Raw genomic sequence first — 25,212 nt, forward strand, 5'->3', positions numbered from 1 at the left:
GTTCAGCGTCGAACGGGACGCTTCTGCAGTTTGCGCTGCAGCGTGCGGCGGTGCATGCCCAGGGCGCGGGCGGTGGCGGAGATGTTGCCTTCGTGCTCGGTCAACACGCGCTGGATGTGTTCCCACTGCAGGCGGTCCACGGACATCGGGTTTTCCGGCACCAGGCTGTCGAGGTCGGCGTGTTCGGACAGCAGCGCCGCCAGCACGTCGTCGGCGTCGGCCGGCTTGCACAGGTAGTTGCAGGCGCCGCGCTTGATCGCCTCGACGGCCGTGGCGATGCTCGAATAACCGGTGAGGATCACCACGCGCATTTCCGGGTCCATTTCCAGCAACTTGGGCAGCAGCACCAGGCCCGAGTCGCCATCCATTTTCAGGTCCAGCGCGGCATAGTCCGGCAGATCGGCCTGGGCGATGGTCAGCCCTTCTTCGGCGGAACCGGCGGTGCTGACGCGAAAGCCACGGCGGGCCATGGCGCGGGCCATCACCCGGGTAAAGGTCGCGTCGTCGTCGACCAGCAGCAAATGCGGCAGTTCTTCGCCTTCAACTTGGATTTCGTCACTCATGTTCGTCTCCTCGGGCGCCATGGGGCAGGCGCAGCTCGGTGAGCGTGCCGCCTTCCTCATGACTGTAGAGTTTCACTGAGCCGCCGGCGCGTGTCACGCTGGCCTTGCTCAAAAACAGGCCCAGGCCGAAACCTTTGCCCTTGGTGGTAAAAAATGGCTTGCCGATCTGCTCGGCGATGGCCAGCGGCACGCCCGCACCGTGGTCGCGGATGCTGATGGTCAAGTCTTCGGCATTCCAGTCCAGGGTCACTTGCAGCCCTTCGGGACAGGCATCCGCCGCGTTGTTGAGTAAATTGAGCAACGCCTGGGTCAGGTCCGGCGGTGGTGCCATGCGCGGCACCGAGCCCTGGCCCAGGCGCTGGAAGCGATAACTGGCTTCCGGACGCATCAGGTGCCAGCGATTGAGCGCTTCGTCGAGCCAGTCGGTGACGTCCTGCATCTGCACGGCCAGCCGGCGATTGGCCTCCGCCGCCCGAACCAGCTGCTGCAAGGTCTCTTTGCACAACTTGACCTGATCCTGCAGCACTTTCAGGTCATCCTGCAGCATCGGGTCAGGATGATCCTGTTGCATCTCCTTGAGCAACACGCTCATGGTCGCCAGCGGCGTGCCCAGTTCATGGGCAGCGCCCGCCGCCTGGGTGGCGACGGCCAGCAGCTGCTGGTCGCGCAGGCCTTCTTCCCGGCGAATGGCCCGCAGCTCTTCCTGGCGACGCAGCTCTTCGGCCATGCGCGCGGCAAAGAACGTGATCACTGCCGCCGCCAGCGCGAAGCTCAACCACATCCCGTACACCTGCAGGTTTTCCCGGGCAATCGGGAAGGTTTGCAGCGGGTAGAAGCGCGCCAGCAGCAAGGTGTACATGGTCAGGGCGATACCCGACAAAATCACCGAATAACGCCATGGCAAGGTCACGGCTGCGATGGTCAGCGGCACCAGGTAATAAGAGACGAAGGGGTTGGTCGAGCCACCCGAGAAATACAGCAACGCACTGTGGATAAACAGGTCGCAGGCCAGTTGCACCGCGTATTCGAGCTCGGTGACCGGCCAGGTGGTGCGCAGCCGGATGGCCGTGAAAGCACACAGCAACATCGAGCAGCCGAGAGTCGCGGCCAATTGGAACCAGGGCAGTGGCAGCAGCTCGAACCAGTAGGCCAGGCCCACGGAACCAGCTTGAGCGGCCAATACCAGGGTGCGGATGAACGTCAGCCGCCAGAGATTCTGGCGTGTGGCGGAAGTGATTTGAACGGGGGCGAGCATGAGCTCTCCTGATGAGCGCTCCAGGCGGATCGACGGGAGTATAACCAAGCGCGGGGGCTGGCAGGCGAAAGTGCGGCAAACGGCCACACTCCCACACTCAAACGCATACCCCTGCAGGAGCGTGGCTTGCCCGCGATTGGCTGCGAAGCAGCCACCTGCAATCGTCTGTATAAAAGTTGTAAGTGCGCGAACCGGATCATCAAAGCTAGAGTCTGATGGTTTCACGCAGGCACGCACCAACAACCTGCGCACCCACCCAGGAGCCTTCATGCACACATTCCGCCGCAGCGCCGCCCTCCTCGCCCTGAGTGCCGGCACCCTCGCCGCCCTCCCGGCCATGGCCGCCGACGAGCTTCACTACAACCAGATTTCCCTGCGCGCCGAGGTCAGCCAGGAAGTGGCTCGCGACCTGATGATCGTGACCCTCTACACCGAAGATCAGAACACCGACCCGGCCAAACTCGCCGCGGACGTCAGCACCACCATGAACAAGGCCCTGGCCCAGGCCAAGCAAGTGAAGGACATCACCCTGCGCCAGGGCAGCCGCAACAGCTACCCGATCTACGACGCCAAGGGCCAGAAAATCACCGGCTGGCGCGAGCGTGCCGAACTGCGTCTGGAAAGCCCGGACTTCGCGGCCCTGTCCAAGCTGACCGGCGAACTGCTCGGCGACCTGAAAATGGGCGGCATGGATTTCGCCATCGCCACCCCCACCCGCAAGGCCAGCGAAGATGCCTTGCTGAAGGAGGCCGTGACGGCCTTCAAGGCCCGCGCCCAACTGGCCACTGACGCCCTGGGCGGCAAGGGTTACAAAATCGTCAACCTGAACTTCAACAGCAATGGTTACCCGCAACCGTACATGCGCGCACCGATGATGATGAAAGCCGCCAGCATGGACGCCGCTCCGGTGACCCCGGAAGTGGAAGCCGGCACCAGCCAGGTCAGCATGACGGCCGATGGCTCGATTGAAGTGCTGATGCCTTGATTCGATAACTGAATACAAAAAACGGCGATCACTCAGGTGACCGCCGTTTTTTTTCGAATTCAAACTGTAGGAGCTGCCGCAGGCTGCGATCTTTTGATCTTGTTCTATGCTCTCAAAGACATTTCAGCGGCGACCGCAAAGATCGCAGCCTGCGGCCGCTCCTACAGAGATGTCGTACAAATTGGAATGAAAAGTTGCACCTTGTACAACTCGCAACCCGCGACCAATACCAGTGCAACGATAACCACTCCCATTAAGTCCCACACCCCTCTCAAGGACTGGGTATAAATAGGTAACACCCCGCCCCACCCACGGGCAGCCCAAGGCTTTAACGCACCATAAAGGTGCGCCAGTTGCACTACAAAAACACCGCGCAAACGTTCAAATGCGCCAGGTTTTATACTAATGCGACATTAAGGTACGTTCGTGCCACTGTTTAATGCCTGTAGTCGCTCTGGATCTTGCATTGGGTATGGCCCCTGCATAAGTATCCGCAGGCACGACTCACGAGGTCGTCCTCAAAATCAAAAAATGACAACAAATCATGAGGCCACCATGCTTAAACAAGCGGTCATTCCGTTTTTATTAGGTGCCAGCTTGCTAGCTAGCGCACCGTTCGCCCAAGCTGCGACTAACCTGGTGTTCTGCTCCGAAGGGAGCCCGGCCGGTTTCGATCCAGGTCAATACACCACCGGAACCGACTTCGACGCCTCTGCCGAAACCATGTTCAACCGCCTGACCCAGTTCGAGCGCGGCGGTACCGCCGTCATTCCTGGCCTGGCGACCAGCTGGGACGTCTCCGATGACGGCCTGACCTACACCTTCCACCTGCGCGAAGGCGTCAAGTTCCACACCACCCCGTATTTCAAGCCGACTCGTGAGTTCAACGCGGACGACGTGCTGTTCACCTTCAATCGCATGATTAACAAGGATGACCCGTTCCGCAAAGCGTACCCGACTGAATTCCCGTACTTCACCGACATGGGGATGGACACCAACATCACCAAGATCGATAAAGTCGACGACAAAACCGTCAAGTTCACCCTGAAAGACGTCGATGCCGCGTTCATCCAGAACATGGCCATGAGCTTCGCCTCGATCCAGTCCGCCGAGTACGCCGCCCAACTGCTCAAAGAAGGCAAGGCCGCTGACATCAACCAGAAGCCGGTCGGCACTGGTCCGTTCGTGTTCAAGAGCTACCAGAAAGACTCCAACATCCGCTACACCGGGAACAAGGACTACTGGAAGCCGGACGACGTCAAGATCGACAACCTGATCTTCGCCATCACCACCGACCCGTCGGTACGCATCCAGAAGCTGAAGAAAAACGAGTGCCAGGTCACCCTGTTCCCTCGTCCAGCCGACCTGAAAGCGCTGCGCGAAGACAAGACCCTGAAGCTGCCTGACCAGGCTGGTTTCAACCTGGGTTACATCGCCTACAACGTGATGGACAAGGTCAAGGGCAGCAACGAGCCAAACCCGTTGGCCCAACTGAAAGTGCGTCAGGCACTGGACATGGCCGTCAACAAGCAACAGATCATCGACTCCGTGTACCAGGGCGCCGGCCAACTGGCCGTCAACGCCATGCCGCCGACCCAGTGGTCCTACGACACCACCATCAAGGATGCGCCGTACAACCCTGAGAAAGCCAAGGAGCTGCTCAAGGAAGCCGGTGTGAAAGAAGGCACCGAAATCGTTCTGTGGGCGATGCCGGTCCAGCGTCCATACAACCCGAACGCCAAGCTGATGGCAGAAATGCTGCAGTCCGACTGGGCGAAGGTCGGCCTCAAGGTCAAGATCCAGAGCTACGAGTGGGGCGAGTACATCAAGCGCTCCAAAGGTGGCGAGAACCAGGCGATGCTGATTGGCTGGAGCGGTGACAATGGTGATCCCGACAACTGGCTGAACGTGCTGTTCGGCTGCGACTCGCTGGAAGGCAACAACTTCTCCAAGTGGTGCGACAAGAAGTTCGACGACATCGTCAAACAAGCCAAGCGTACTTCAGACCAGGGCAAGCGCACCGAACTGTACAAACAGGCGCAACACGTCCTCAAAGATGCTGTTCCAATGACACCTATCGCTCACTCGACGGTGTTCCAACCCATGCGCGCCAATGTGCAGGACTTCAAGATCAGCCCGTTTGGCTTGAACTCCTTCTACGGCGTCAGCGTCAGCAAATAAGGTTCGGTAACGGCGACGTTTCTTGACGTCGCCGTTACGTTATCGACCGAGAAAGCAGGAATCCGCCCACCTCCAAATCGTCTGCTGCCTACAGCAGAGCATTAGGACGCGTCGCCTTTTCCTACGAGTCTTTAGGACTCTTCGTATTTACTGCCGGACCCACGGTTCATACCGTCGGGATTCGACCAGTTCATGCGTGGGTCATCGGTTTTGCTGCACGTCATGGATTGAGACCGATGAGGCCTCCCTTTACCCGGAGTTCTCATTGTCAAACACTGAACAAGAGAGAGCGTCATGCGCCATACCTTGGTTTTATCCGCATTGCTGGGCGCGGGCCTGTTGGCCGCCACGTCCATGAGCCAGGCTGCCTCCAATAGCCTGGTGTTCTGTTCCGAAGGCAGCCCCGCCGGCTTCGACACCGCGCAATACACCACCGCGACCGATAACGACGCCGCCGAACCGCTGTACAACCGCCTGGCCGAGTTCGAAAAAGGCTCGACCAATGTCGTACCGGGCCTGGCCACGAGTTGGGATATTTCCGAGGACGGCCTCAAGTACACTTTTCACCTGCGTCCCGGGGTGAAATTTCACACGACCAAGTACTTCACGCCGACCCGCGACTTCAACGCTGACGACGTGCTGTTCACCTTCAATCGCATGCTCGATCCGCAGCAACCGTTCCGTAAGGCCTATCCGACCGAATTCCCCTATTTCAACGGGATGAGCCTGAACAAGAATATCGCCAAGGTCGAAAAGACCGGGCCGCTGACCGTGGTCATGACGCTCAACAGCGTGGATGCCGCGTTCATCCAGAACATCGCCATGAGCTTCGCCGCGATTCTCTCCGCCGAGTACGCCGACAAGCTGCTCGCGGAAGGCAAGCCGAGCGACATCAACCAGAAGCCGATCGGCACCGGGCCGTTCGTGTTCAAGAGCTACCAGAAAGACTCAAACATCCGTTACACCGGCAACAAGCAATACTGGGCCCCTGACCGGGTCAAGCTCGACAATCTGATTTTCGCCATCAACACCGACGCCTCGGTGCGCGTGCAGAAGCTCAAGGCCAACGAGTGCCAGGTCACCCTGCACCCGCGCCCCGCCGACGTGACTGCGCTGAAAAACGACCCCGCGCTGCAGTTGATCGAAAAGCCCGGCTTCAACCTGGGTTACATCGCCTACAACGTACGGCACAAGCCCTTCGACCAGCTCGAAGTGCGCCAGGCGCTGGACATGGCGGTGAACAAGCAAAGCATTCTCAACGCCGTTTACCAGGGTGCGGGGCAACTGGCGGTCAACGCCATGCCGCCGACCCAATGGTCCTACGACGACAGTATCCAGGACGCCGCCTACAACCCGGAAAAAGCCAAGGAACTGCTCAAGGCTGCCGGCGTCAAGGAAGGCACCGAAATCACCCTGTGGGCCATGCCCGTACAGCGCCCCTACAACCCCAACGCCAAGTTGATGGCCGAGATGCTCCAGGCTGACTGGGCGAAGATCGGCCTCAAGGTCAAGATCGTCAGCTACGAATGGGGCGAGTACATCAAGCGCACCAAGAATGGCGAGCACGATATCAGCCTGATCGGCTGGACCGGCGACAACGGTGACCCGGACAACTGGCTCGGCACGCTGTACAGCTGCGACGCCATTGGCGGCAACAACTACTCCATGTGGTGTGATCCGGCTTACGACAAGCTGATCAAGCAGGCCAAGGTCGTGACCGACCGCGACCAGCGCACCGTGCTCTACAAACAGGCGCAGCAGTACCTCAAGCAGCAGGTACCGATCACGCCGGTCGCCCACTCGACGGTCAACCAGCCGTTGAGCGCCAAAGTCGAAGGGTTCAAGGTCAGCCCCTTCGGTCGCAACGTGTTCTCGGGTGTCGGCATCGAAAAATAAAACCGTGTAGCTGAAAACGCTGGGGGCGCATTGCGCCTCCACGCAAGCGTATTGCCGTCATTCGCCATTCTGGTCCACAGCAAACGTTTGCGATGTGTGCAAGTGTTCCAAAGCAAATAGCCGGATCACCAAAAAAGACCGGCATTAATAATAGAAAGTAAGGAGCTTCACCCATGAAACTGAGCAGCACTGCGATACTGGCCCTGGCCATTAGCAGCGTAACCGCCACGGCATACGCTGAAACCCAAAGCCAGGCGTATACCCCGGTTACCCTGAATGAAAAAAGCGCCCAGAGCGAAGCAACCGGCTTCCTGGAAGGCCAGTCGATCAGCGGCACGACCCGTAACTGGTACGCCAACGAACAACTGAAACGTGGGGCCAAATTTTCCTACAAGAAAGACGGCGTTTCGACCCCGACTGACCGCCGTATCAACTGGGTTCAAGGCACGATCGTCAAGTACAACTCGGGCTTCACCGAAGGTGCCCTCGGTTTCAGCACTGAAGTCGCGGCCTACAACGCCATCGCCCTGGACCAGGACCGCAAGGACCTGGCGTCCAACAACGGCGGCGCACCGGGCACTCGCCCAGGCGCGGGCAACAACCGTACCCTGACCGAAGAAGGCGGCGACGCCGTTGGCCAGTGGAGCAAGCTGGGCCTGGCCAACGTCAAGGCGCGTATTTCCAACACCACCCTGACTGCCGGTCGCCAGAACTTCAGCAGCCCGATGGTCGACGTCATCGGTAACCGTGCGCTGCCTTCGAGCTTCCAGGGTGTGGCGATCCACAGTGAAGAGCTGAACAACCTGCAATTCGACCTGGCCACCTTCGATCGCAACTCTCCGCGTACCGAAGAAAGCCAGCGCAAGTTCCGCACCGAATACGCCAACGGCATCGTTGAAACCGATCACGTCTACACCGGCGGCATCACCTACACCCCGTTCGCCAGCCTGACCACCAGCCTCTGGGCCACCCAGGCCGAAGACATCTGGAACCAGTACTACTTCGGCGCCACCCACGTACTGGGTGACAGCCAGGTCCTGAGCCTGACCACCGGCCTGAACTACTACAAGACCCAGGAAGAAGGCAAAGCACTGATCGGCGACATCGACAACGACACCTACTCCCTGTCATTCGGCCTGACTCATCAGGCGCACACCCTGACCTTCTCGTACCAGGAAGTGAACGGTAACGAGTACTTCGACTACCTGCACGAAACCAACGGCATCTACCTGGCCAACTCCCTGCTGTCGGACTTCAACGGCCCGAACGAGAAGTCGTTCCAGATCGCCTACGGCCTGAACATGGCCGAGTACGGCGTACCCGGCCTGAAGTTCAACATCTACCAGGCACGTGGCTGGGGCATCGACGGTACCCACTACACCGGCAACAAGGGCGTGGCGGACAAGGGCTACGACGGTATCCAGTCGCAAGACGGCGAACACCACTACGAATACGGCATCGGTGCAACCTACGCCGTGCAGAGCGGTCCGTTCAAGGCCACCACTATCCGTGGCACCTACACCGCTCACCGCGCCAGTGAAAACCAGGCTGATGGCAGCATCAACGAGTTCCGTCTGGTGACCACGGTTCCGTTCAACATCCTGTAAATGCACCCGCCGGATGGCTGATTCAGCGACGAATCAGCCGTCCGACTATTGTCCTTAAACCGATTGCAGAGGGTTCTTGATGAAAATGCTTCCCCTACGCGCGGCCATCGCGGCCGCCTTGCTGAGTGTCGCGGTGGGTGTATCGGCCAAGCCGCTGGTGGTCTGTACCGAAAACAGCCCCGAAGGCTTCGACATGGTCCAGTACACGACTGCAGTCACAGCCGATGCGGTGGCCGAAACCATCTTCAATCGCCTGGCGGACTTCAAACCAGGGACCACCGAGGTGATTCCGGCCCTGGCCGAATCCTGGGACATCAGTGAAGACGGCCTGACCTACACCTTCCACTTGCGCAAAGGCGTCAAGTTCCACACCACCGACTACTTCAAGCCGACCCGCGACATGAATGCCGACGACGTGGTCTGGAGCTTCCAGCGCCAGCTGGACCCGAACCATCCGTGGCACAAGCTCTCGAGCGTCGGTTTCCCGTACTTTGAAAGCATGGGCTTCAAAGAGCTGCTCAAGAGCGTCGAGAAGGTCGACGACAACACGGTCAAGTTCACCCTGACCCGCCGCGAAGCGCCGTTCCTGGCCGACATCGCCATGGCGTTCTCCTCGATCTACCCGGCCGAGTACGCCGACCAGCTGCTCAAGGCCAACAAGACCGGCGACCTCAACAGCAAGCCGATCGGCACCGGGCCGTTCGTCTTCCAGCGCTACAACAAGGACGCCCAGGTTCGCTTCAAGGCCAACCCGGACTACTTCCGTGGCAAGCCGCCGGCCGATTCGCTGATCCTGGCCATCGCCACCGACAACAACGTGCGCCTGCAGAAGCTCAAGGCCAACGAATGCCAGGTCGCGCTGTATCCGAAGCCGGATGACATCCCGAGCATCAAGAAAGACTCGAACCTGAAGGTCGAGGAAATGAACGCGATGACCGTCGCCTACATCGCCATCAACACCACGCACAAGTACTTGAGCGATGCGCGCGTGCGCAAGGCCATCGACATCGCGTTCGACAAGGAAGCCGCGGTCAACGCGCTGTTCGGCAAGGGCAATGCCACCGTGGCGGTCAACCCGTACCCGGACACCCTGCTGGGCTACAACCACACGCTGAAAAACCCGACCCGCGACCTGGACAAGGCGCGCGCCCTGCTCAAGGAAGCCGGCGTACCGGAAGGCACCACCTTCACCCTGTTCACCCGCAACGGTGGCGGCGCAACCAACCCGAACCCGATGCTTGCCGCGCAGATGATGCAGGCCGACCTGGCCAAGGTCGGGATCAAGATCGACATCCGCGTAATGGAATGGGGCGAGATGCTCAAGCGCGCGAAAAACGGCGAGCACGACATGGTTTCCGCCGGATGGGCGGGCGATAACGGCGACCCGGATAACTTCCTGACGCCTATGCTCAGTTGCGAGGCCGCGAAGAACGGCGAAAACTACGCTCGCTGGTGCAATGAAAAATTCCAGGCCCTGCTTGACCAGGCCCGTGAAAAAACCGACCCGGCCGAGCGTGCAGCGCTGTACGAACAGGCTCAGGTTATCTTTAACCAGGACCAGCCATGGATCAGCCTCGCACACACTAGAATGTTTACCGCAATGCGCAACAACGTAGAGGGCTACCAGATTAGCCCGCTCACCACCAATAACTTCGCCACCACCCAGGTGAAGTAGATAAGAAACTCCCGGCATTGCCGCACCCTGGCATGCCGGGCACGCCTAACCGGCTGATGAGGTACACCTTACGATGTTTAGTTTTATTGCCCGCCGACTGGGGTTACTGATCCCCACGTTCTTCGGCATCACCTTGCTGACATTCGCGTTGATTCGCATGATCCCTGGCGACCCCGTGGAAGTCATGATGGGCGAACGCAGAGTCGACCCGGAAATGCACGCTCAGGCAATGGAACGCCTAGGTCTGAACAAACCCCTGTATGCCCAGTACCTGGATTACATCGGCAAACTGGCCCACGGCGATCTCGGGGAATCCCTGCGTACCCGTGAAAGCGTCTGGAACGAGTTCACCTCCCTCTTCCCTGCGACCCTGGAACTGTCCATGGCCGCCCTGCTGTTCGCCGGCATCCTGGGCCTGCTGGCCGGGGTGATCGCGGCCCTCAAGCGAGGGTCCCTGTTCGACCATGGGGTGATGGGCATCTCCCTGGCGGGATACTCGATGCCGATCTTCTGGTGGGGCCTGATCCTGATCATGTTCTTCTCGGTGTCCCTGGGCTGGACCCCGGTGTCCGGGCGGATCGACCTGCTCTATGACATCGAGCCGCGCACCGGCTTCATGCTGATCGATACGCTGCTGGCCGATGACGTCGGCGCGTTCTTCGATGCCCTGCATCACCTGATCCTGCCGGCCATCGTGCTGGGCACCATCCCGCTGGCGGTAATTGCGCGGATGACCCGTTCGTCGATGCTCGAAGTGCTGCGTGAAGACTACATCCGTACCGCCCGCGCCAAAGGCCTGTCGCCGTCGCGCGTGGTGTTCGTGCACGGCCTGCGCAACGCGCTGATTCCGGTGCTGACCGTGGTCGGCCTGCAAGTCGGCACCCTGCTGGCCGGTGCGGTCCTGACCGAGACCATCTTCTCCTGGCCGGGCATCGGCAAATGGCTGATCGAAGCCATTGGTGCCCGTGACTACCCCGTCGTACAAAACGGCATCCTGTTAATCGCCTGCCTGGTGATTCTGGTCAACTTCGTAGTGGACATCCTCTACGGCTTTGCCAACCCACGCATCCGTCATCAGCGCTGAGGTCAATACCATGAGCACTCCAACATCCTCAGTAGCCACCACCACGTCCGCCGTGGATCAAAGCCTGCTGTATCCGTCGCCGTATAAAGAATTCTGGCAAGCGTTCTCCAGGAACAAAGGTGCCGTTGCCGGCCTGATGTTCATGCTGCTGGTGATTTTCTGCGCCATCTTCGCCCCGTGGGTTGCCCCCCATGACCCGAGCGAGCAGTACCGCGACTTCCTGCTCACCCCGCCAGCCTGGCTGGAAGGCGGGCAGATCCAGTTCCTGCTGGGGACCGATGAACTGGGTCGCGACCTGCTGTCGCGCCTGATCCAGGGTTCGCGCCTGTCGCTGCTGATCGGCTTGTCGTCGGTGGTGATGTCGCTGATACCGGGGATCCTGCTGGGCCTGTTCGCCGGCTTCTTCCCGAAAGCGGTCGGCCCGACCATCATGCGCCTGATGGACATCATGCTGGCCCTGCCGTCCCTGCTGCTGGCCGTGGCGATCGTCGCCATCCTCGGCCCTGGCCTGATCAACACCGTGATCGCCATCGCCGTGGTGTCCCTGCCGTCCTACGTGCGCCTGACCCGCGCCGCGGTGATGGGTGAACTGAACCGCGACTACGTGACCGCCGCGCGCCTGGCCGGTGCCGGCCTGCCACGCCTGATGTTCGTCACCGTGCTGCCCAACTGCATGGCGCCGCTGATCGTCCAGGCCACCCTGAGCTTCTCCTCGGCGATTCTCGATGCCGCCGCACTGGGCTTCCTCGGCCTTGGCGTTCAGCCGCCAACCCCTGAGTGGGGCACCATGCTGGCCTCGGCCCGTGACTACATCGAACGCGCCTGGTGGGTCGTGAGCCTGCCTGGTTTGACCATTTTGCTCAGCGTGCTGGCAATCAACTTGATGGGTGACGGCCTGCGCGACGCGCTGGACCCGAAACTCAAGAACGCCGCCTGAGGAGATTCCAATGTCACTGTTAGAAATCAAGAATCTCAACGTTCGCTTCGGCGACAAGAACGCCACGCCCGTGGTCGATGGCCTCGACCTGAAAGTGGACAAGGGCGAAGTGCTGGCCATCGTTGGCGAGTCGGGTTCGGGTAAATCCGTGACCATGATGGCGCTGATGGGCCTGATCGAACATCCCGGCATCGTCACCGCCGACTCGCTCAGCTTCGACGGCAAGGACATGCTCAAGCTCAGCAACCGTCAGCGTCGGCAGATCGTCGGCAAGGACCTGTCGATGGTCTTCCAGGACCCGATGACCGCGCTGAACCCGAGCTACACCGTCGGTTTCCAGATCGAAGAAGTGCTGCGCCTGCACTTGAAAATGTCCGGCAAGGCCGCGCGCAAGCGCGCCATCGAGTTGCTGGAAAAAGTGGAAATCCCGGGCGCGGCCAGCCGCATGGACGCCTACCCGCACCAACTGTCCGGTGGCATGAGCCAGCGCGTCGCGATCGCCATGGCGATTGCCGGCGAGCCGAAACTGCTGATCGCCGACGAACCGACCACAGCGCTGGACGTAACGATCCAGGCGCAGATCATGGATCTGCTGCTGGCGTTGCAGAAAGAGCAGAACATGGGCCTGGTGCTGATCACCCACGACCTCGCGGTCGTGGCCGAAACCGCCCAGCGCGTGTGCGTGATGTACGCCGGCCAAGCCGTCGAAGTCGGCCAGGTGCCGCAACTGTTCGACATTCCGGCGCACCCGTACAGCGAAGCGCTGCTCAAGGCGATTCCGGAACACAGCCTGGGCGCCTCGCGCCTGTCGACCCTGCCGGGCATCGTTCCCGGTCGCTACGACCGTCCGCAGGGCTGCCTGCTGTCGCCGCGCTGCCCGTACGTGCAGGACAACTGCCGTGTGCAGCGTCCGGCCCTTGACCCGAAAAGCAACAGCCTCGCCCGCTGCTTCTACCCGCTGAACCAGGAGGTGGCGTAATGGCCGTCGTACTTACCGCCCGCGACCTGACCCGTCACTACGAAGTGTCCCGTGGCCTGTTCAAGGGTCACGCTACCGTGCGCGCCCTCAACGGGGTGTCGTTCGAACTGGAAGCCGGCAAGACCCTCGCCGTGGTGGGTGAGTCGGGCTGTGGCAAGTCCACCCTGGCCCGTGCCCTGACCCTGATCGAGGAGCCGTCCTCCGGCTCCCTGAAAATCGCCGGCCAGGAAGTCGCCGGCGCCGACAAGGCCCAGCGCAAGCAACTGCGTAAAGACGTGCAGATGGTGTTCCAGAGCCCATACGCCTCGTTGAACCCACGGCAGAAAATCGGTGATCAGCTGGCAGAACCCTTGCTGATCAGCACCAACCTGTCGGCCACCGAACGTCGCGAAAAAGTCCAGGCGATGATGAAGCAGGTGGGCTTGCGTCCCGAGCACTACCAGCGCTATCCGCACATGTTCTCCGGCGGTCAGCGTCAGCGGATCGCCCTGGCCCGCGCCATGATGCTGCAACCGAAAGTGCTGGTGGCGGACGAACCGACCTCGGCGCTGGACGTGTCGATCCAGGCGCAGGTGCTCAACCTGTTCATGGACCTGCAGCAAGAGTTCAACACCGCCTACGTGTTCATCTCCCACAACCTGGCGGTGGTGCGTCACGTCGCCGACCACGTGATGGTGATGTACCTCGGCCGCCCGGTGGAAATGGGTCCCAAGGAAGACATCTACACCCGTCCCCTGCACCCGTACACCCAGGCGCTGTTGTCGGCCACGCCGACCATCCACCCGGACCCGGACAAACCGAAAATCAAGATCGTCGGCGAGTTGCCCAACCCGCTGAACCCGCCCGCCGGCTGCGCTTTCCACAAGCGCTGCCCTTACGCCACCGAGCGTTGCAGCACTGAAGAGCCGGCCTTGCGCCTGCTCGACAGTCGCCAGGTGGCTTGCCATTACGCCGAGCAATTCCTCGACGGCGCGGCGTAAATAACGCCTCGGTCACTGAGGCGCTTTAATCAGGCAAACCCCTTCTCTTTCGATTGCCATCAATCGAGGGAGGAGGGGTTTTTCTTTTGTTTGCACAAGTGCACTGTCTTTTCTGACAGTTACGCACGCCCAGCCGTTTTGTTTGAATCCCGTCGGAGAGTCACGCGACACAAGGCGTAGACCCGGAAACATTCAAACGACAGGGACAGGTGCAAGCATCATGGAAATTCAAACAACAATCGAAAACGCTGGTCAGCTAGACCCGGGATTTGGTGATTTTGGCCAGATCCGCCCCGACTTTCTGGCCGGCTCGGTCAGGGCCGTTGTGTTATCGGCTGAAGGTGCCCTGACCTACGCTACCCAGCAGGGAAAGGGTTTCACTCTGTACCGCACCGATTTTGACGGTATCAAGGACACGAACTTTGGTCATGACGGCAACACCGGTGAGTGGCAGTTTGTCCGCGGCAAACAGGCAACGCCGGTGCGCTTGCTACTGCAGGACGATTGCAAGATCCTGGTGATCGGCGAGACCCGGGAACCCGACGGTATCCGCCGGGCAGCACTGAGACGCTTTAATGCCAACGGCAGCCCTGACCTGGTCTTTGGCAGTGTCGTTGTTCCTGTGGCACAGCATGATTATTCCCAAGTGGAGTTGATCGACGGTTGTCTGCAGGCTGATGGAAAAGTGCTTGTGTCGTTCACCTATTACATCAGTGAATCCCAAGGGTCACTGCTGGTGCGCCTGCACGGTAATGGTGAACTCGATACCGGTTTCGGCACGAGGGGTTTTATCGAGATCGAAAACGGGGATGACTTCATCCGTGTTAACAGCGTTGTGATTCAAGGCGGAAAAATAGTTGTTGGCGGGACCACCCTATCCGGTCAGCTCTTTCTTGCACGTTATGATCTGCAAGGGAAGATCGATAGCCAATTTGGTGTCGATGGCTTTGCTTTCTTCGCAATAACGGATGGCTCACTCAGAATGCGTCAACTCATCGCACAGGCTGATGGCAAGCTGGTGTGTGCTGGCGGTCTGCTGGATACCATCGGCATGGTGATGAGATTTACCGCAGACGGTCTCCCCGACAAGGAGTGGAATGGCGGGCGTCCGGTATTGACCGACACCGGTCCTGAAACATTCTGGAGATCCTTGGCCCAGCAGCCGGATGGCAAGATTGTCGTGGTCGGTCACAATCGGGCACTGCATATCATCGCTGGCAGGTTGTTGCCCAATGGAGAGCATGACACCCGCTTCGGCCGGTCCGGGTCCGGGTGGGTTTCCTTTGGTCCTTCAGGAGGGTTGGCGTGGGATGTGAAGGTCCAGAGCGCTGCTCGAATTATCGTTGGCGCCGAGGCGTTCATCGACTTCGGTCATCACGGGCCAGTGGTCTACGGGCTTCAAGCCTGAGCCCAGAACTCCTGTAGGAGCGAGGTTGCTCGCGATGCACTCAAACACGCCGCATTCTTCCTGAAAGCACGTGTCATCGTTGACGTCCATCGCGAGCAAGCTCGCTCCTACAGGGGGGTTGTTTTGTCTGCCATTTACGTCTGGCTATCGCCTTCGTCCGAATCGTCGGAGTCCGGTTCATCGGTGGTCGAGTCATCATCGTTGTCGGCACCACCCTGCCCCTTGTCGCCCGGTTCCGATTCGGACTTGGCGATCATCAGCTCACCGTGGGTCCCCTGCCCGCTCGCCGCCTGGGTTTCATGATCCTCGCACTCGGCCCAGACCGCCGAACTGCCGAGGGCCAACATCACCAACACCTTCAACAGCAACACAACGCGTAGCAACCTGTTCATAGCCGAGTCCATCCTTTCGTAGAGTGCCTGTCTGGCGCTGATTAAATCTAGTCGCGATCAGCCCGGTTCTCCAGATAGGACGCTAACGGATGGGCGGAAATGCCATGAATGTAGAGACTGGTTTTGAATAAGGGTTATACCCAAACTCAATAACAACACTGTCCAGTGTGGGAGCGGGCTTGCTCGCGAAGAGTCCATCACACCCAATATCAATGTTGACTGACACTCCGCTTTCGCGAGCAAGCCCGCTCCCACATTGAACCGTGTGGTAACAAAAAACCCCGCAGCTTTCGCAACGGGGTTTTGGGTATTTCAACTTAACGCTTAGTGATGCTCGCGCGTCGCGCGGAATTTCACGTCCGGCCAGCGCTCTTCCATCAGGGCCAGGTTGACCCGGGTAGGCGCGAGGTAGGTCAGGTGACCGCCGCCGTCCAGTGCCAGGTTTTCCACGGCCTTGTTGGAGAATTCCTCAAGCTTCTTCTTGTCGCTGCATTCGATCCAGCGCGCGGAATAAACGGTGATTGGCTCGTAGGAGCACTCGACCTTGTATTCCTCCTTCAGGCGGCTGGCGACTACGTCGAACTGAAGCACACCGACGGCGCCGAGGATGATGTCGTTGCTGCGTTCCGGGAAGAACACCTGGGTCGCGCCTTCTTCGGCCAGCTGTTGCAGGCCCTGGCGCAGTTGCTTGGATTTCAGCGGGTCCTTCAGGCGTACGCGGCGGAACAGTTCCGGCGCGAAGTGCGGGATGCCGGTGAAGCCCAGGACTTCGCCTTCGCTGAAGGTGTCGCCGATCTGGATGGTGCCGTGGTTGTGCAGGCCGATGATGTCCCCGGCAAACGCTTCTTCCAGTTGCTCACGCTCGGAGGAGAAGAAGGTCAGCGCATCGCCGATGCGCACGTCCTTGCCGGTGCGCACGTGGCGCATCTTCATGCCTTTTTCGTACTTGCCGGAGCAGATGCGCATGAAGGCGATACGGTCGCGGTGTTTCGGGTCCATGTTCGCCTGGATCTTGAAGATGAAGCCCGAGAACTTCTCTTCCACCGGCTCCACGGTGCGCTCGTTGGCCACCCGGGCCAGTGGGCGCGGAGCCCAATCAACGACAGCGTCGAGGACGTGGTCGACACCGAAGTTGCCCAGTGCGGTACCGAAGAACACCGGGGTCAGCTGGCCATCGAGGAATTCCTGCTGGTTGAACTCGTGGCAGGCACCCTGCACCAGCTCCAGCTGCTCGATGAAACGCTCGTACTCGTCACCCAGGTGGGCGCGGGCTTCATCGGAATCGAGCTTCTCGATGATCTTGGTTTCGGTACGTTCGTGGCCGTGACCGGCGGTGTAGACGATGATGTAGTCGTCGGCGAGGTGATACACGCCTTTAAAATCACGGTAGCAGCCGATCGGCCAGGTGATCGGCGCGGCCTTGATCTTGAGGACCGCTTCGATTTCGTCGAGCAGTTCGATCGGGTCGCGGATGTCACGGTCGAGTTTGTTGATGAAGCTGACGATCGGCGTGTCACGCAGACGGCAGACGTCCATCAGGGCGATGGTCCGTGGCTCAACGCCCTTACCGCCGTCGAGGACCATCAAGGCCGAGTCCACTGCCGTCAGGGTGCGGTAGGTGTCTTCGGAAAAGTCTTCGTGGCCCGGGGTGTCGAGCAGGTTGATCATGTGCTCGCGATACGGGAACTGCATGACCGACGTGGTAATGGAAATACCCCGTTGTTTTTCCATTTCCATCCAGTCGGAGGTGGCATGGCGGTCGGATTTACGAGATTTCACCGTACCGGCTACCGCAATCGCCTTGCCCATCAGCAAGAGCTTCTCGGTGATGGTGGTCTTACCGGCATCGGGGTGGGAAATAATGGCGAAAGTGCGGCGTTTCGCGACTTCGGCGGCCTGTTTGGTCATGGGAAATCGCCTGGCAGGTGATTCAAAAAAGGGCGCAGATTATAGCCCAAGTTGAGTCAATAACCGAACCGTTGAGCACATCAGGGGTGGCCAAATGCTGCCGTAGATGGGAACCTTTTAAAGCACGGAGACGTCCACTCCCCCGTAACGACCACTCGTCGGGGGCCTGAAACACCCGCATTTCAGCCTGACGAGGCTGTGCTCATGGCTCGATAGCCGTGCGCTAGCCCTCTGTAGGAGCGAGCTTGCTCGCGATGGACGTCAACGATAACGCTGGGCACCTGTATGTACGCGTTGTCTGGACTTTTTTCGCGAGCAAGCTCGCTCCAACAGTGGAAAGCGCTTGGCATGAGCTGCATCTCGCGATCACTTTTTCGGCAGCCAGGAATGGCGTTGCCACACGGGGAAGTGTTCGCCGACTGAAAAAAAGGAGTCCGCCTGTGGCTATTCGCTATGGCAAAGGGCTGATAGGAGGCGCGCTGGTAATCGCCCTTCTGGCCCTGCTGATCCACTGGATCGGCATCAACACGATCGAACACTACCGCGACGATTTGTTGTTTTACCTGCAAGCTCATCTGATTCTCGTCCTCGCTTCCATGCTGGCCGCCCTCGTTGTGGGCATCCCCGCCGGCATCTTCCTCAGCCGCCCGAGCATGGTGGGCCGCGCCGAGCGCTTCATGCAGATCTTCAACATCGGCAACACCGTGCCGCCTCTCGCCGTACTGGCCATCGCCCTGGGCATCCTCGGCATCGGTAGCGGCCCCGCGATCTTCGCCCTGTTCCTCGCTTCACTGTTGCCCATCGTGCGCAACACCTACGAAGGCCTGAAAAACGTCCAGGGTTCGCTCAAGGAAGCCGCCGTCGGCATCGGCATGACCCCGTCTCAAGTGCTGTGGCGGGTCGAACTGCCGAATGCCGTGCCGATCATCATCGGTGGCGTGCGCGTGGCCCTGGCGATCAACGTGGGTACCGCGCCACTGGCGTTCCTGATCGGCGCGAACAGCCTGGGCAGCCTGATCTTCCCCGGCATCGCCCTGAACAACCAGCCGCAACTGCTGCTGGGCGCGGCCTGCACCGCCCTGCTGGCGTTGCTGCTCGATGGCCTGGTGACAATCGCCAGCCGTCTCTGGCTCGAACGCGGTTTGCGCCCGTCTTAAGCCTCGGCAAAGGAATCATCATGAAGACTTCAAGCTTTTTACTGGGCTGCGTCCTGCTGTTCGCAGGATTTGCCCAAGCCGCGGAAAAACCGTTGATCCGCATCGGCGCCCGGGTGTTCACCGAACAGACGCTGCTGGCCGAGATCACCTCCCAGTACCTGCGCACCAAGGGTTATGACGTGCAGGTGACCGGCGGCCTGGGCAGCAATCTGGCCCGCAGCGCCCACGAAAGCGGACAGCTGGACATGCTCTGGGAATACACCGGCGTGTCGCTGGTGGCCTACAACCATGTGACGGAAAAACTCGACAGCGAACAGTCCTACGCCCGGGTGAAAGAACTCGACGGGAAAAAAGGCCTGGTCTGGCTGACACCGTCGAAATTCAGCAACACCTATGCCCTCGCCCTGCCGAAAAACGTCGCGGATAAATACCCGCAGATCCACAGCATCAGCGATCTGAACAAGGTGCTGCGCGATGAAGCCAGGACCAACAATCTGGTGGCGCTGGACACCGAGTTCGCCAACCGTTCCGACGGTCTGGACGGCATGGTCAAGCTGTACGACATGAGCCTGACCCGTAAGAACATCCGCCAGATGGACGCCGGCCTGGTCTACACCGCCCTGCGCAACGGTCAAGTATTCGCCGGTCTGGTCTACACCACCGACGGTCGCTTGAACGCCTTCAAGCTCAAGCTGCTGGAAGACGACAAGCACTACTTCCCCGACTACACCGCCGCGCCCGTGGTGCGCCAGGCCTACCTCGATGCGCATCCGCAATTGGCCGAACAGCTCAAGCCGCTGGCTGAACTGTTCGACGACAACACCATGCGCGAGCTCAATGCACGGGTCGACGTGGATCACCAAAGTCCTTCGTCCGTTGCCGCAGATTTCCTGCGCCAGCATCCAATCAAATAAGGAGGAAAAGCCATGGAATTTCTCAACGCCTTTTCCCACCTCGACTGGGCACAGGTACTGCACCTGACCGGGCAACACATCACCCTGGTGGGCATCGCCGTGACCCTGGCGATCGTGGTCGGTGTGCCGCTGGGCGTGTTGATGACGCGTTTCCCGACGCTCGCCGGCCCGCTCCAGGCCAGCGCCACGGTGCTGCTGACCGTGCCGTCGATTGCCCTGTTCGGCCTGCTGCTGCCGTTCTACTCCAAGTTCGGCCAAGGCCTGGGCCCGATGCCGGCCATCACCGCGGTGTTCCTGTATTCGCTGCTGCCGATCATGCGTAACACCTACCTGGCCCTGACCAACGTCGAACCGGGCATCCGCGAAGCCGCGCGCGGCATCGGCATGACTTTCGGCCAACGCCTGCGCATGGTCGAACTGCCGATTGCCGTGCCAGTGATCCTCGCCGGTGTGCGCACCGCCGTGGTCATGAACATCGGCGTCATGACCATCGCCGCCACCATCGGCGCCGGCGGCCTCGGCGTACTCATCCTCGCTTCCATCAGCCGCAGCGACATGTCGATGCTGATCGTCGGCGCCGTGCTGGTCAGCCTCCTGGCCATCTTCGCCGACCTGCTTCTGCAATGGCTGCAACGCTCGCTGACTCCAAAAGGACTGCTCAAATGATCGAACTTCAAAACCTCAGCAAGACCTTCCAAAGCAACGGCAAAGACGTGAAAGCCGTGGACTCGGTGAGCCTGACCGTCAATGAAGGCGAGATTTGCGTGTTCCTCGGCCCTTCGGGCTGTGGCAAAAGCACCACGCTGAAAATGATCAACCGCCTGATCAAACCGACCTCGGGCAAGATCCTGATCAATGGCGAAGACACCACCGGCCTCGACGAAGTGACCCTGCGCCGTAACATCGGTTATGTGATCCAGCAGATCGGCCTGTTCCCCAACATGACCATCGAAGAAAACATCGTGGTGGTGCCCAAGCTGCTCGGCTGGGACAAACAGAAATGCCACGACCGCGCCCGCGAGTTGATGAGCATGATCAAGCTGGAACCCAAGCAGTACCTGCATCGCTACCCGCGGGAACTGTCCGGTGGCCAGCAACAGCGGATCGGCGTGATTCGCGCACTGGCCGCCGATGCACCGCTGTTGCTGATGGACGAACCGTTCGGCGCGGTCGACCCGATCAACCGCGAGATGATCCAGAACGAGTTCTTCGAGATGCAGCGAGCGCTGAACAAGACCGTGATCATGGTCAGCCACGACATCGACGAAGCCATCAAGCTGGGCGACAAGATCGCGATCTTCCGCGCCGGCAAACTGCTGCAGATCGACCATCCGGACACCCTGTTGGCGCACCCGGCGGACGATTTCGTCAGCAATTTCGTCGGCCAGGACAGCACCCTCAAGCGTCTGTTGCTGGTGAAAGCCGAAGATGCGGCGGACAACGCGCCGTCGGTAAGCCCGGAAACGCCGGTGGCCGATGCGCTGGAATTGATGGACGAGCATGACCGTCGCTACGTGGTGGTCACCTGTGCCGAGAACAAGGCGCTGGGTTATGTGCGTCGTCGCGACCTGCACCGACAGAGCGGCACTTGCGGACAGTATCTGCGTGAGTTCAACGCCACGGCGGCCTATGACGAGCATTTGCGCATCCTGTTGTCGCGCATGTATGAGTTCAATCGCTCGTGGTTGCCGGTGATGGATGCCGAGCGGGTGTTTTTGGGTGAGGTGACTCAGGAGTCGATTGCGGCTTATTTGAGTTCCGGTCGTTCCCGTGGGATGAAGACCAGCATCGTCTCGCCGGCTGAAGCAGTGGTCGCCTGATAACTCGAACCGCCCGGTAAACATGAAAAACTGTGGGAGCCAGCCTGCTGGCGATAGGTCAATCTCAGTCAACTCTGTTTTGATGATGAAATTGTCATCGCCAGCAGGCTGGCTCCCACAGGTTCAGTGTGATTGTTCAGTGATCTGCAGGGCGGCAAGAAATATCAACAGCAATGTTTGAAATTCTTGCCTTGTCAGACCTTCCTTATCAACCAAAATCCCCTTTCACCCCTTCTCTCGCCGCCAACGTCGCCGATGTTGACGCCTTCATACTTCCAGCAAATTGGCGCACAACAGCGTCGAACGTGCAGGTATTTTTAACACTTGAAAATTCTTGGGGAACATCTGTTCGTCATCTCGGTCCGCTACAAAGAGTGATATCCGTGACGCACGTCAGAAGCGTGCACAAACGCGACATTTTTTGTTGATCTCAAGCCCCTCACGCCCTAAAGTTCGCGCCGAACGTCCATGCTGGAAACGATCCATCCGGCTCAAGTACTGACGACGAGACAGCAAGGCCAAGGGAAAGCAGCGCTTCCCCATGGCCTTTTTGCTTTCGGCGACATGCCTTGGGAAGTAGGCGAACCAAAGTGGGGATACGGAGGACGTTCATTTGCACCCATTGATAATTTCAGTTTGCCAGTAGGAGTTCCCAGCATGTCGATCCAGGTCGAAGATTATTTCGCGCGCGAAACCTTTCAGAAAATGAAGGCGTTCGCCGACAAGCAAGAAACCCCGTTCGTGGTGATCGATACCGCGATGATCAGCCAGGCCTACGATGACCTGCGCGCCGGTTTCGAATTCGCCAAGGTCTACTACGCGGTCAAGGCCAACCCGGCCGTGGAAATCATCGACCTGCTCAAAGAGAAAGGCTCGAGCTTCGACATCGCCTCGATCTACGAGCTGGACAAAGTGCTGAGCCGCGGCGTCAGCGCCGACCAGATCAGCTACGGCAACACCATCAAGAAATCCAAGGACATCCGCTACTTCTACGAGAAGGGCGTGCGCCTGTATGCCACCGACTCCGAAGCCGACTTGCGCAACATCGCCAAGGCCGCACCGGGCTCGAAAGTCTACGTACGTATCCTGACCGAAGGCTCGACCACCGCCGACTGGCCTTTGTCGCGCAAATTCGGCTGCCAGACCGACATGGCCATGGACCTGCTGATCCTCGCCCGTGACCTGGGCCTGGTGCCGTACGGCATCTCCTTCCACGTTGGCTCGCAGCAGCGCGACATCAGCGTCTGGGACGCCGCGATCGCCAAGGTCAAGGTGATCTTCGAGCGCCTGAAGGAAGAAGACGGCATCGTCCTGAAGCTGATCAACATGGGCGGTGGCTTCCCGGCCAACTACATCACCCGCACCAACAGCCTGGAAACCTACGCTGAAGAAATCATTCGCTTCCTCAAGGAAGACTTCGGCGACGACCTGCCGGAAATCATCCTGGAGCCGGGCCGTTCGCTGATCGCCAACGCCGGCATCCTGGTCAGCGAAGTGGTGCTGGTCGCGCGTAAATCCCGTACCGCCGTCGAGCGTTGGGTGTACACGGACGTGGGCAAGTTCTCCGGCCTGATCGAAACCATGGACGAAGCCATCAAGTTCCCGATCTGGACCGAAAAGAAAGGCGAGATGGAAGAAGTCGTCATCGCCGGTCCTACCTGCGACAGCGCCGACATCATGTACGAGAACTACAAGTACGGCCTGCCGCTGAACCTGGCCATCGGTGATCGCCTGTACTGGCTGTCGACCGGTGCGTACACCACCAGCTACAGCGCCGTCGAATTCAATGGCTTCCCGCCGCTGAAGTCGTTCTACGTGTAAGACTGCACGCAGAAATCAAAAAGCCCATGACGTGTCATGGGCTTTTTTGTGGGTGATTACAAAATATCGACCCACCACAACCCTGTAGGAGCCGGCTTGCTGGCGATCCAGGCACCGCGGTTAACCAGATATACCGCGTGACCGTTAATCGCCAGCAAGCCGGCTCCTACAGGACCGAGGCGAGTTCGGTGCAGCGGCGGCGGTAATCGTTCGCCAGCATCTGGATGCGCGGATCCGTGGCGCTCATCAGCGCCCCGCTCGCCACCCGCAGAAAATTCAGATTCCCGGTGATCAGCGCCTTACGTAGCCAAACCAGCGCTTGATCGACATTCCCTTCATCAGCCAACACCGCCGCAAAGCTGAACTGCCCGCGAAAATCCCCACCCTCGGCCGAACGCCGATACCAGTCACGGGTCGCCGCCGGGTCCGCAGGGCACACCTGCCCTTCTTCCAGATATCGCCCCAGCAGATTCATCGACTTCGCGTGGCCCAGTTCAGCCGCGCGGCGATAGAGATTGAGCGCCTGCAGCTGATCCTCGACCACCCCACGCCCGGTCGCCAACAGGTTGGCGTAGTTGTACATCGCCCAATCCAGTCCGGCTTCAGCTGCAATCCGATAGTGCCTGGCGGCCTTCGCAGCATCCGCCTCGCAGCCCCACCCATGCTCATGACAACGCCCGAGCATGTTGCGCGCCATCAGATGTCCACGCCGGGCGGCGATGTCAAACCAGCGCACGGCCAGCGGCTGATCCTGGGCGATCCCCTGCCCGTCCAGCAGAATCTGCCCGAGCAACGCCTGGGCATCGAGGAGGTTTTCGCGGGCAGCCATCAAAATGGCTTGGGCAGCACGGGCCGGGCTTTCTTCGAGCATGGATTTGAGCGCATCGCCGTCGAAGACTTCCTCGCGACGCAATTGAAAACTCATACCTCGACCCAGCGACGCAACAGGTTGTGATAGGTACCGGTCAGGCGAATCAGCGAAGGGTGATCCGGCACGTCCTCGGTCAACTGCCGGATCGCCCCGTCCATCTCGAATAACAGGGCACGCTGGCTGTCTTCGCGCACCAGGCTCTGGGTCCAGAAGAACGAGGCGTAACGTGTACCTCGGGTAACCGCATTGACCTTGTGCAGGCTGGTGCCCGGGTACAACACCATGTCGCCCGCCGGCAACTTCACGCGCTGGGTGCCATAGGTGTCCTGGATTTCCAGTTCGCCGCCGTCGTAGTCCTCGGGCTCGCTGAAGAACAGCGTGGCGGAAAGGTCGGTGCGCACCCGTTCGATACTGCCCTTGGGCTGGCGCACGGCGTTGTCGATGTGGAAGTCGAAACTGCCGCCGGCCGTGTAACAGTTCAGCAACGGCGGAAACACCTTGTGCGGCAATGCCGCCGACATGAACTGCGGATTCTTCCACAGCCGCTCCAGCATGGCCGCGCCGATTTCCTTGGCCAGCGGATGACCTTCCGGCAGCTGCAGGTTGTGCTTGGCCTTGGCCGATTGATAGCCGGCGGTGATCTTGCCATCGGCCCAATCGGCCCGTTGCAAGGCCTCGCGAATGCGCTGCACTTCTTCTTTTTCGAACAAGCCGGGAATGTGCAGCAGCATGGGGCAAGCACCTGAAAGCAAAAGGGTGCCAATGGTATTGATTCTTAT

The 25,212-nt window shown here is 59.9% G+C and carries 21 protein-coding genes; 15 read left to right on the plus strand and 6 right to left on the minus strand.

The features are described from left to right. Nucleotides 1-2: 2 nt before the first annotated feature. Together NPS56_RS07015 and NPS56_RS07020 are read right to left on the minus strand one after the other, a co-directional pair. On the minus strand, nt 3-563 hold the full coding sequence (locus NPS56_RS07015) for a response regulator transcription factor (protein WP_008057484.1): 561 nt from the start codon (nt 561-563) through the stop codon (nt 3-5). Further along, nucleotides 556-1,818 carry an ATP-binding protein gene (locus tag NPS56_RS07020; protein WP_274074034.1) on the minus strand — a complete coding sequence of 421 codons (1,263 nt, stop codon included), beginning with the start codon at nt 1,816-1,818 and terminating at the stop codon, nt 556-558. Before NPS56_RS07020 ends, NPS56_RS07015 begins: the two co-directional genes overlap by 8 nt. 268 nt (nt 1,819-2,086) lie before the next feature. On the opposite strand from NPS56_RS07020, the gene NPS56_RS07025 reads away from it, so the two are divergent. The 10 genes from NPS56_RS07025 to NPS56_RS07070 all read left to right on the plus strand — a co-directional run bounded on the left by NPS56_RS07025 (nt 2,087) and on the right by NPS56_RS07070 (nt 15,550). Further along, on the plus strand, nt 2,087-2,803 hold the full coding sequence (locus tag NPS56_RS07025; protein ID WP_274074035.1) for an SIMPL domain-containing protein: 717 nt from the start codon (nt 2,087-2,089) through the stop codon (nt 2,801-2,803). A gap of 555 nt (nt 2,804-3,358) precedes the next feature. Beyond that, nucleotides 3,359-4,984 (plus strand): ABC transporter substrate-binding protein, encoded by a 1,626-nt coding sequence (locus tag NPS56_RS07030; protein ID WP_212625801.1) that lies wholly within the window; start codon nt 3,359-3,361, stop codon nt 4,982-4,984. A 294-nt stretch (nt 4,985-5,278) separates the two neighbouring features. Beyond that, a complete protein-coding gene (locus NPS56_RS07035) occupies nt 5,279-6,880 on the plus strand; it encodes an ABC transporter substrate-binding protein (RefSeq protein ID WP_274074036.1) in 1,602 nt (533 codons plus the stop codon). 173 nt (nt 6,881-7,053) lie between these two features. Beyond that, entirely contained in the window at nt 7,054-8,487 is a 1,434-nt protein-coding gene (locus tag NPS56_RS07040) for an OprD family porin (protein WP_274074037.1), read from the plus strand. Nucleotides 8,488-8,566: 79 nt separating this feature from the next. Then, nucleotides 8,567-10,162, plus strand: coding sequence for an ABC transporter substrate-binding protein (locus NPS56_RS07045; RefSeq protein WP_274074038.1), 1,596 nt, complete (start codon nt 8,567-8,569; stop codon nt 10,160-10,162). Between the two features lie 73 nt (nt 10,163-10,235). Beyond that, the gene (locus tag NPS56_RS07050; protein ID WP_274074039.1) at nt 10,236-11,246 is read left to right on the plus strand and encodes an ABC transporter permease subunit; all 1,011 of its coding nucleotides are present in this window, start codon (nt 10,236-10,238) and stop codon (nt 11,244-11,246) included. Nucleotides 11,247-11,256: 10 nt separating this feature from the next. Further along, a complete protein-coding gene (locus tag NPS56_RS07055; RefSeq protein ID WP_274074040.1) occupies nt 11,257-12,183 on the plus strand; it encodes an ABC transporter permease subunit in 927 nt (308 codons plus the stop codon). 10 nt (nt 12,184-12,193) lie between these two features. Beyond that, complete coding sequence (locus tag NPS56_RS07060) at nt 12,194-13,162, plus strand: ABC transporter ATP-binding protein (protein ID WP_274074041.1); 969 nt, start codon at nt 12,194-12,196, stop codon at nt 13,160-13,162. Then, nucleotides 13,162-14,142: a peptide ABC transporter ATP-binding protein gene (locus NPS56_RS07065; protein WP_274074042.1), complete on the plus strand. Its 981-nt coding sequence runs from the start codon at nt 13,162-13,164 to the stop codon at nt 14,140-14,142. The genes NPS56_RS07060 and NPS56_RS07065 overlap by 1 nt, the downstream gene beginning before the upstream one ends. 220 nt (nt 14,143-14,362) lie before the next feature. After that, on the plus strand, nt 14,363-15,550 hold the full coding sequence (locus tag NPS56_RS07070; protein ID WP_274074043.1) for a hypothetical protein: 1,188 nt from the start codon (nt 14,363-14,365) through the stop codon (nt 15,548-15,550). Between the two features lie 134 nt (nt 15,551-15,684). Here the strand turns inward: NPS56_RS07070 and NPS56_RS07075 are convergent, their stop codons facing one another. Both NPS56_RS07075 and NPS56_RS07080 read right to left on the minus strand, forming a co-directional pair. Beyond that, nucleotides 15,685-15,942 carry a hypothetical protein gene (locus NPS56_RS07075; RefSeq protein ID WP_274074044.1) on the minus strand — a complete coding sequence of 86 codons (258 nt, stop codon included), beginning with the start codon at nt 15,940-15,942 and terminating at the stop codon, nt 15,685-15,687. 324 nt (nt 15,943-16,266) lie between these two features. After that, nucleotides 16,267-17,850 (minus strand): peptide chain release factor 3, encoded by a 1,584-nt coding sequence (locus NPS56_RS07080; RefSeq protein WP_060541686.1) that lies wholly within the window; start codon nt 17,848-17,850, stop codon nt 16,267-16,269. 440 nt (nt 17,851-18,290) lie between these two features. Here NPS56_RS07080 and NPS56_RS07085 point away from each other — a divergent pair, with 440 nt between their 5' ends. From NPS56_RS07085 to NPS56_RS07105, 5 genes are all read left to right on the plus strand, one after another. Further along, nucleotides 18,291-19,007 (plus strand): ABC transporter permease, encoded by a 717-nt coding sequence (locus NPS56_RS07085; RefSeq protein WP_274074045.1) that lies wholly within the window; start codon nt 18,291-18,293, stop codon nt 19,005-19,007. A gap of 20 nt (nt 19,008-19,027) precedes the next feature. Continuing rightward, entirely contained in the window at nt 19,028-19,921 is an 894-nt protein-coding gene (locus NPS56_RS07090; protein WP_274074046.1) for a glycine betaine ABC transporter substrate-binding protein, read from the plus strand. A 12-nt stretch (nt 19,922-19,933) separates the two neighbouring features. Continuing rightward, nucleotides 19,934-20,587 carry an ABC transporter permease gene (locus tag NPS56_RS07095; RefSeq protein WP_046820595.1) on the plus strand — a complete coding sequence of 218 codons (654 nt, stop codon included), beginning with the start codon at nt 19,934-19,936 and terminating at the stop codon, nt 20,585-20,587. Next, nucleotides 20,584-21,741 (plus strand): betaine/proline/choline family ABC transporter ATP-binding protein, encoded by a 1,158-nt coding sequence (locus NPS56_RS07100; RefSeq protein ID WP_274074047.1) that lies wholly within the window; start codon nt 20,584-20,586, stop codon nt 21,739-21,741. The genes NPS56_RS07095 and NPS56_RS07100 overlap by 4 nt, the downstream gene beginning before the upstream one ends. A gap of 657 nt (nt 21,742-22,398) precedes the next feature. Beyond that, complete coding sequence (locus NPS56_RS07105) at nt 22,399-23,562, plus strand: type III PLP-dependent enzyme (RefSeq protein ID WP_046820597.1); 1,164 nt, start codon at nt 22,399-22,401, stop codon at nt 23,560-23,562. 166 nt (nt 23,563-23,728) lie between these two features. Here the strand turns inward: NPS56_RS07105 and NPS56_RS07110 are convergent, their stop codons facing one another. Next, a complete protein-coding gene (locus tag NPS56_RS07110; RefSeq protein ID WP_274074048.1) occupies nt 23,729-24,487 on the minus strand; it encodes a tetratricopeptide repeat protein in 759 nt (252 codons plus the stop codon). Further along, complete coding sequence (locus NPS56_RS07115) at nt 24,484-25,164, minus strand: Fe2+-dependent dioxygenase (protein WP_274074049.1); 681 nt, start codon at nt 25,162-25,164, stop codon at nt 24,484-24,486. Before NPS56_RS07115 ends, NPS56_RS07110 begins: the two co-directional genes overlap by 4 nt. Between the last annotated feature and the right edge of the window lie 48 nt (nt 25,165-25,212).

Source organism: Pseudomonas putida (assembly GCF_028682635.1).
In the GTDB taxonomy this organism is placed as follows: Bacteria; Pseudomonadota; Gammaproteobacteria; order Pseudomonadales; family Pseudomonadaceae; genus Aquipseudomonas; species Aquipseudomonas putida_AE.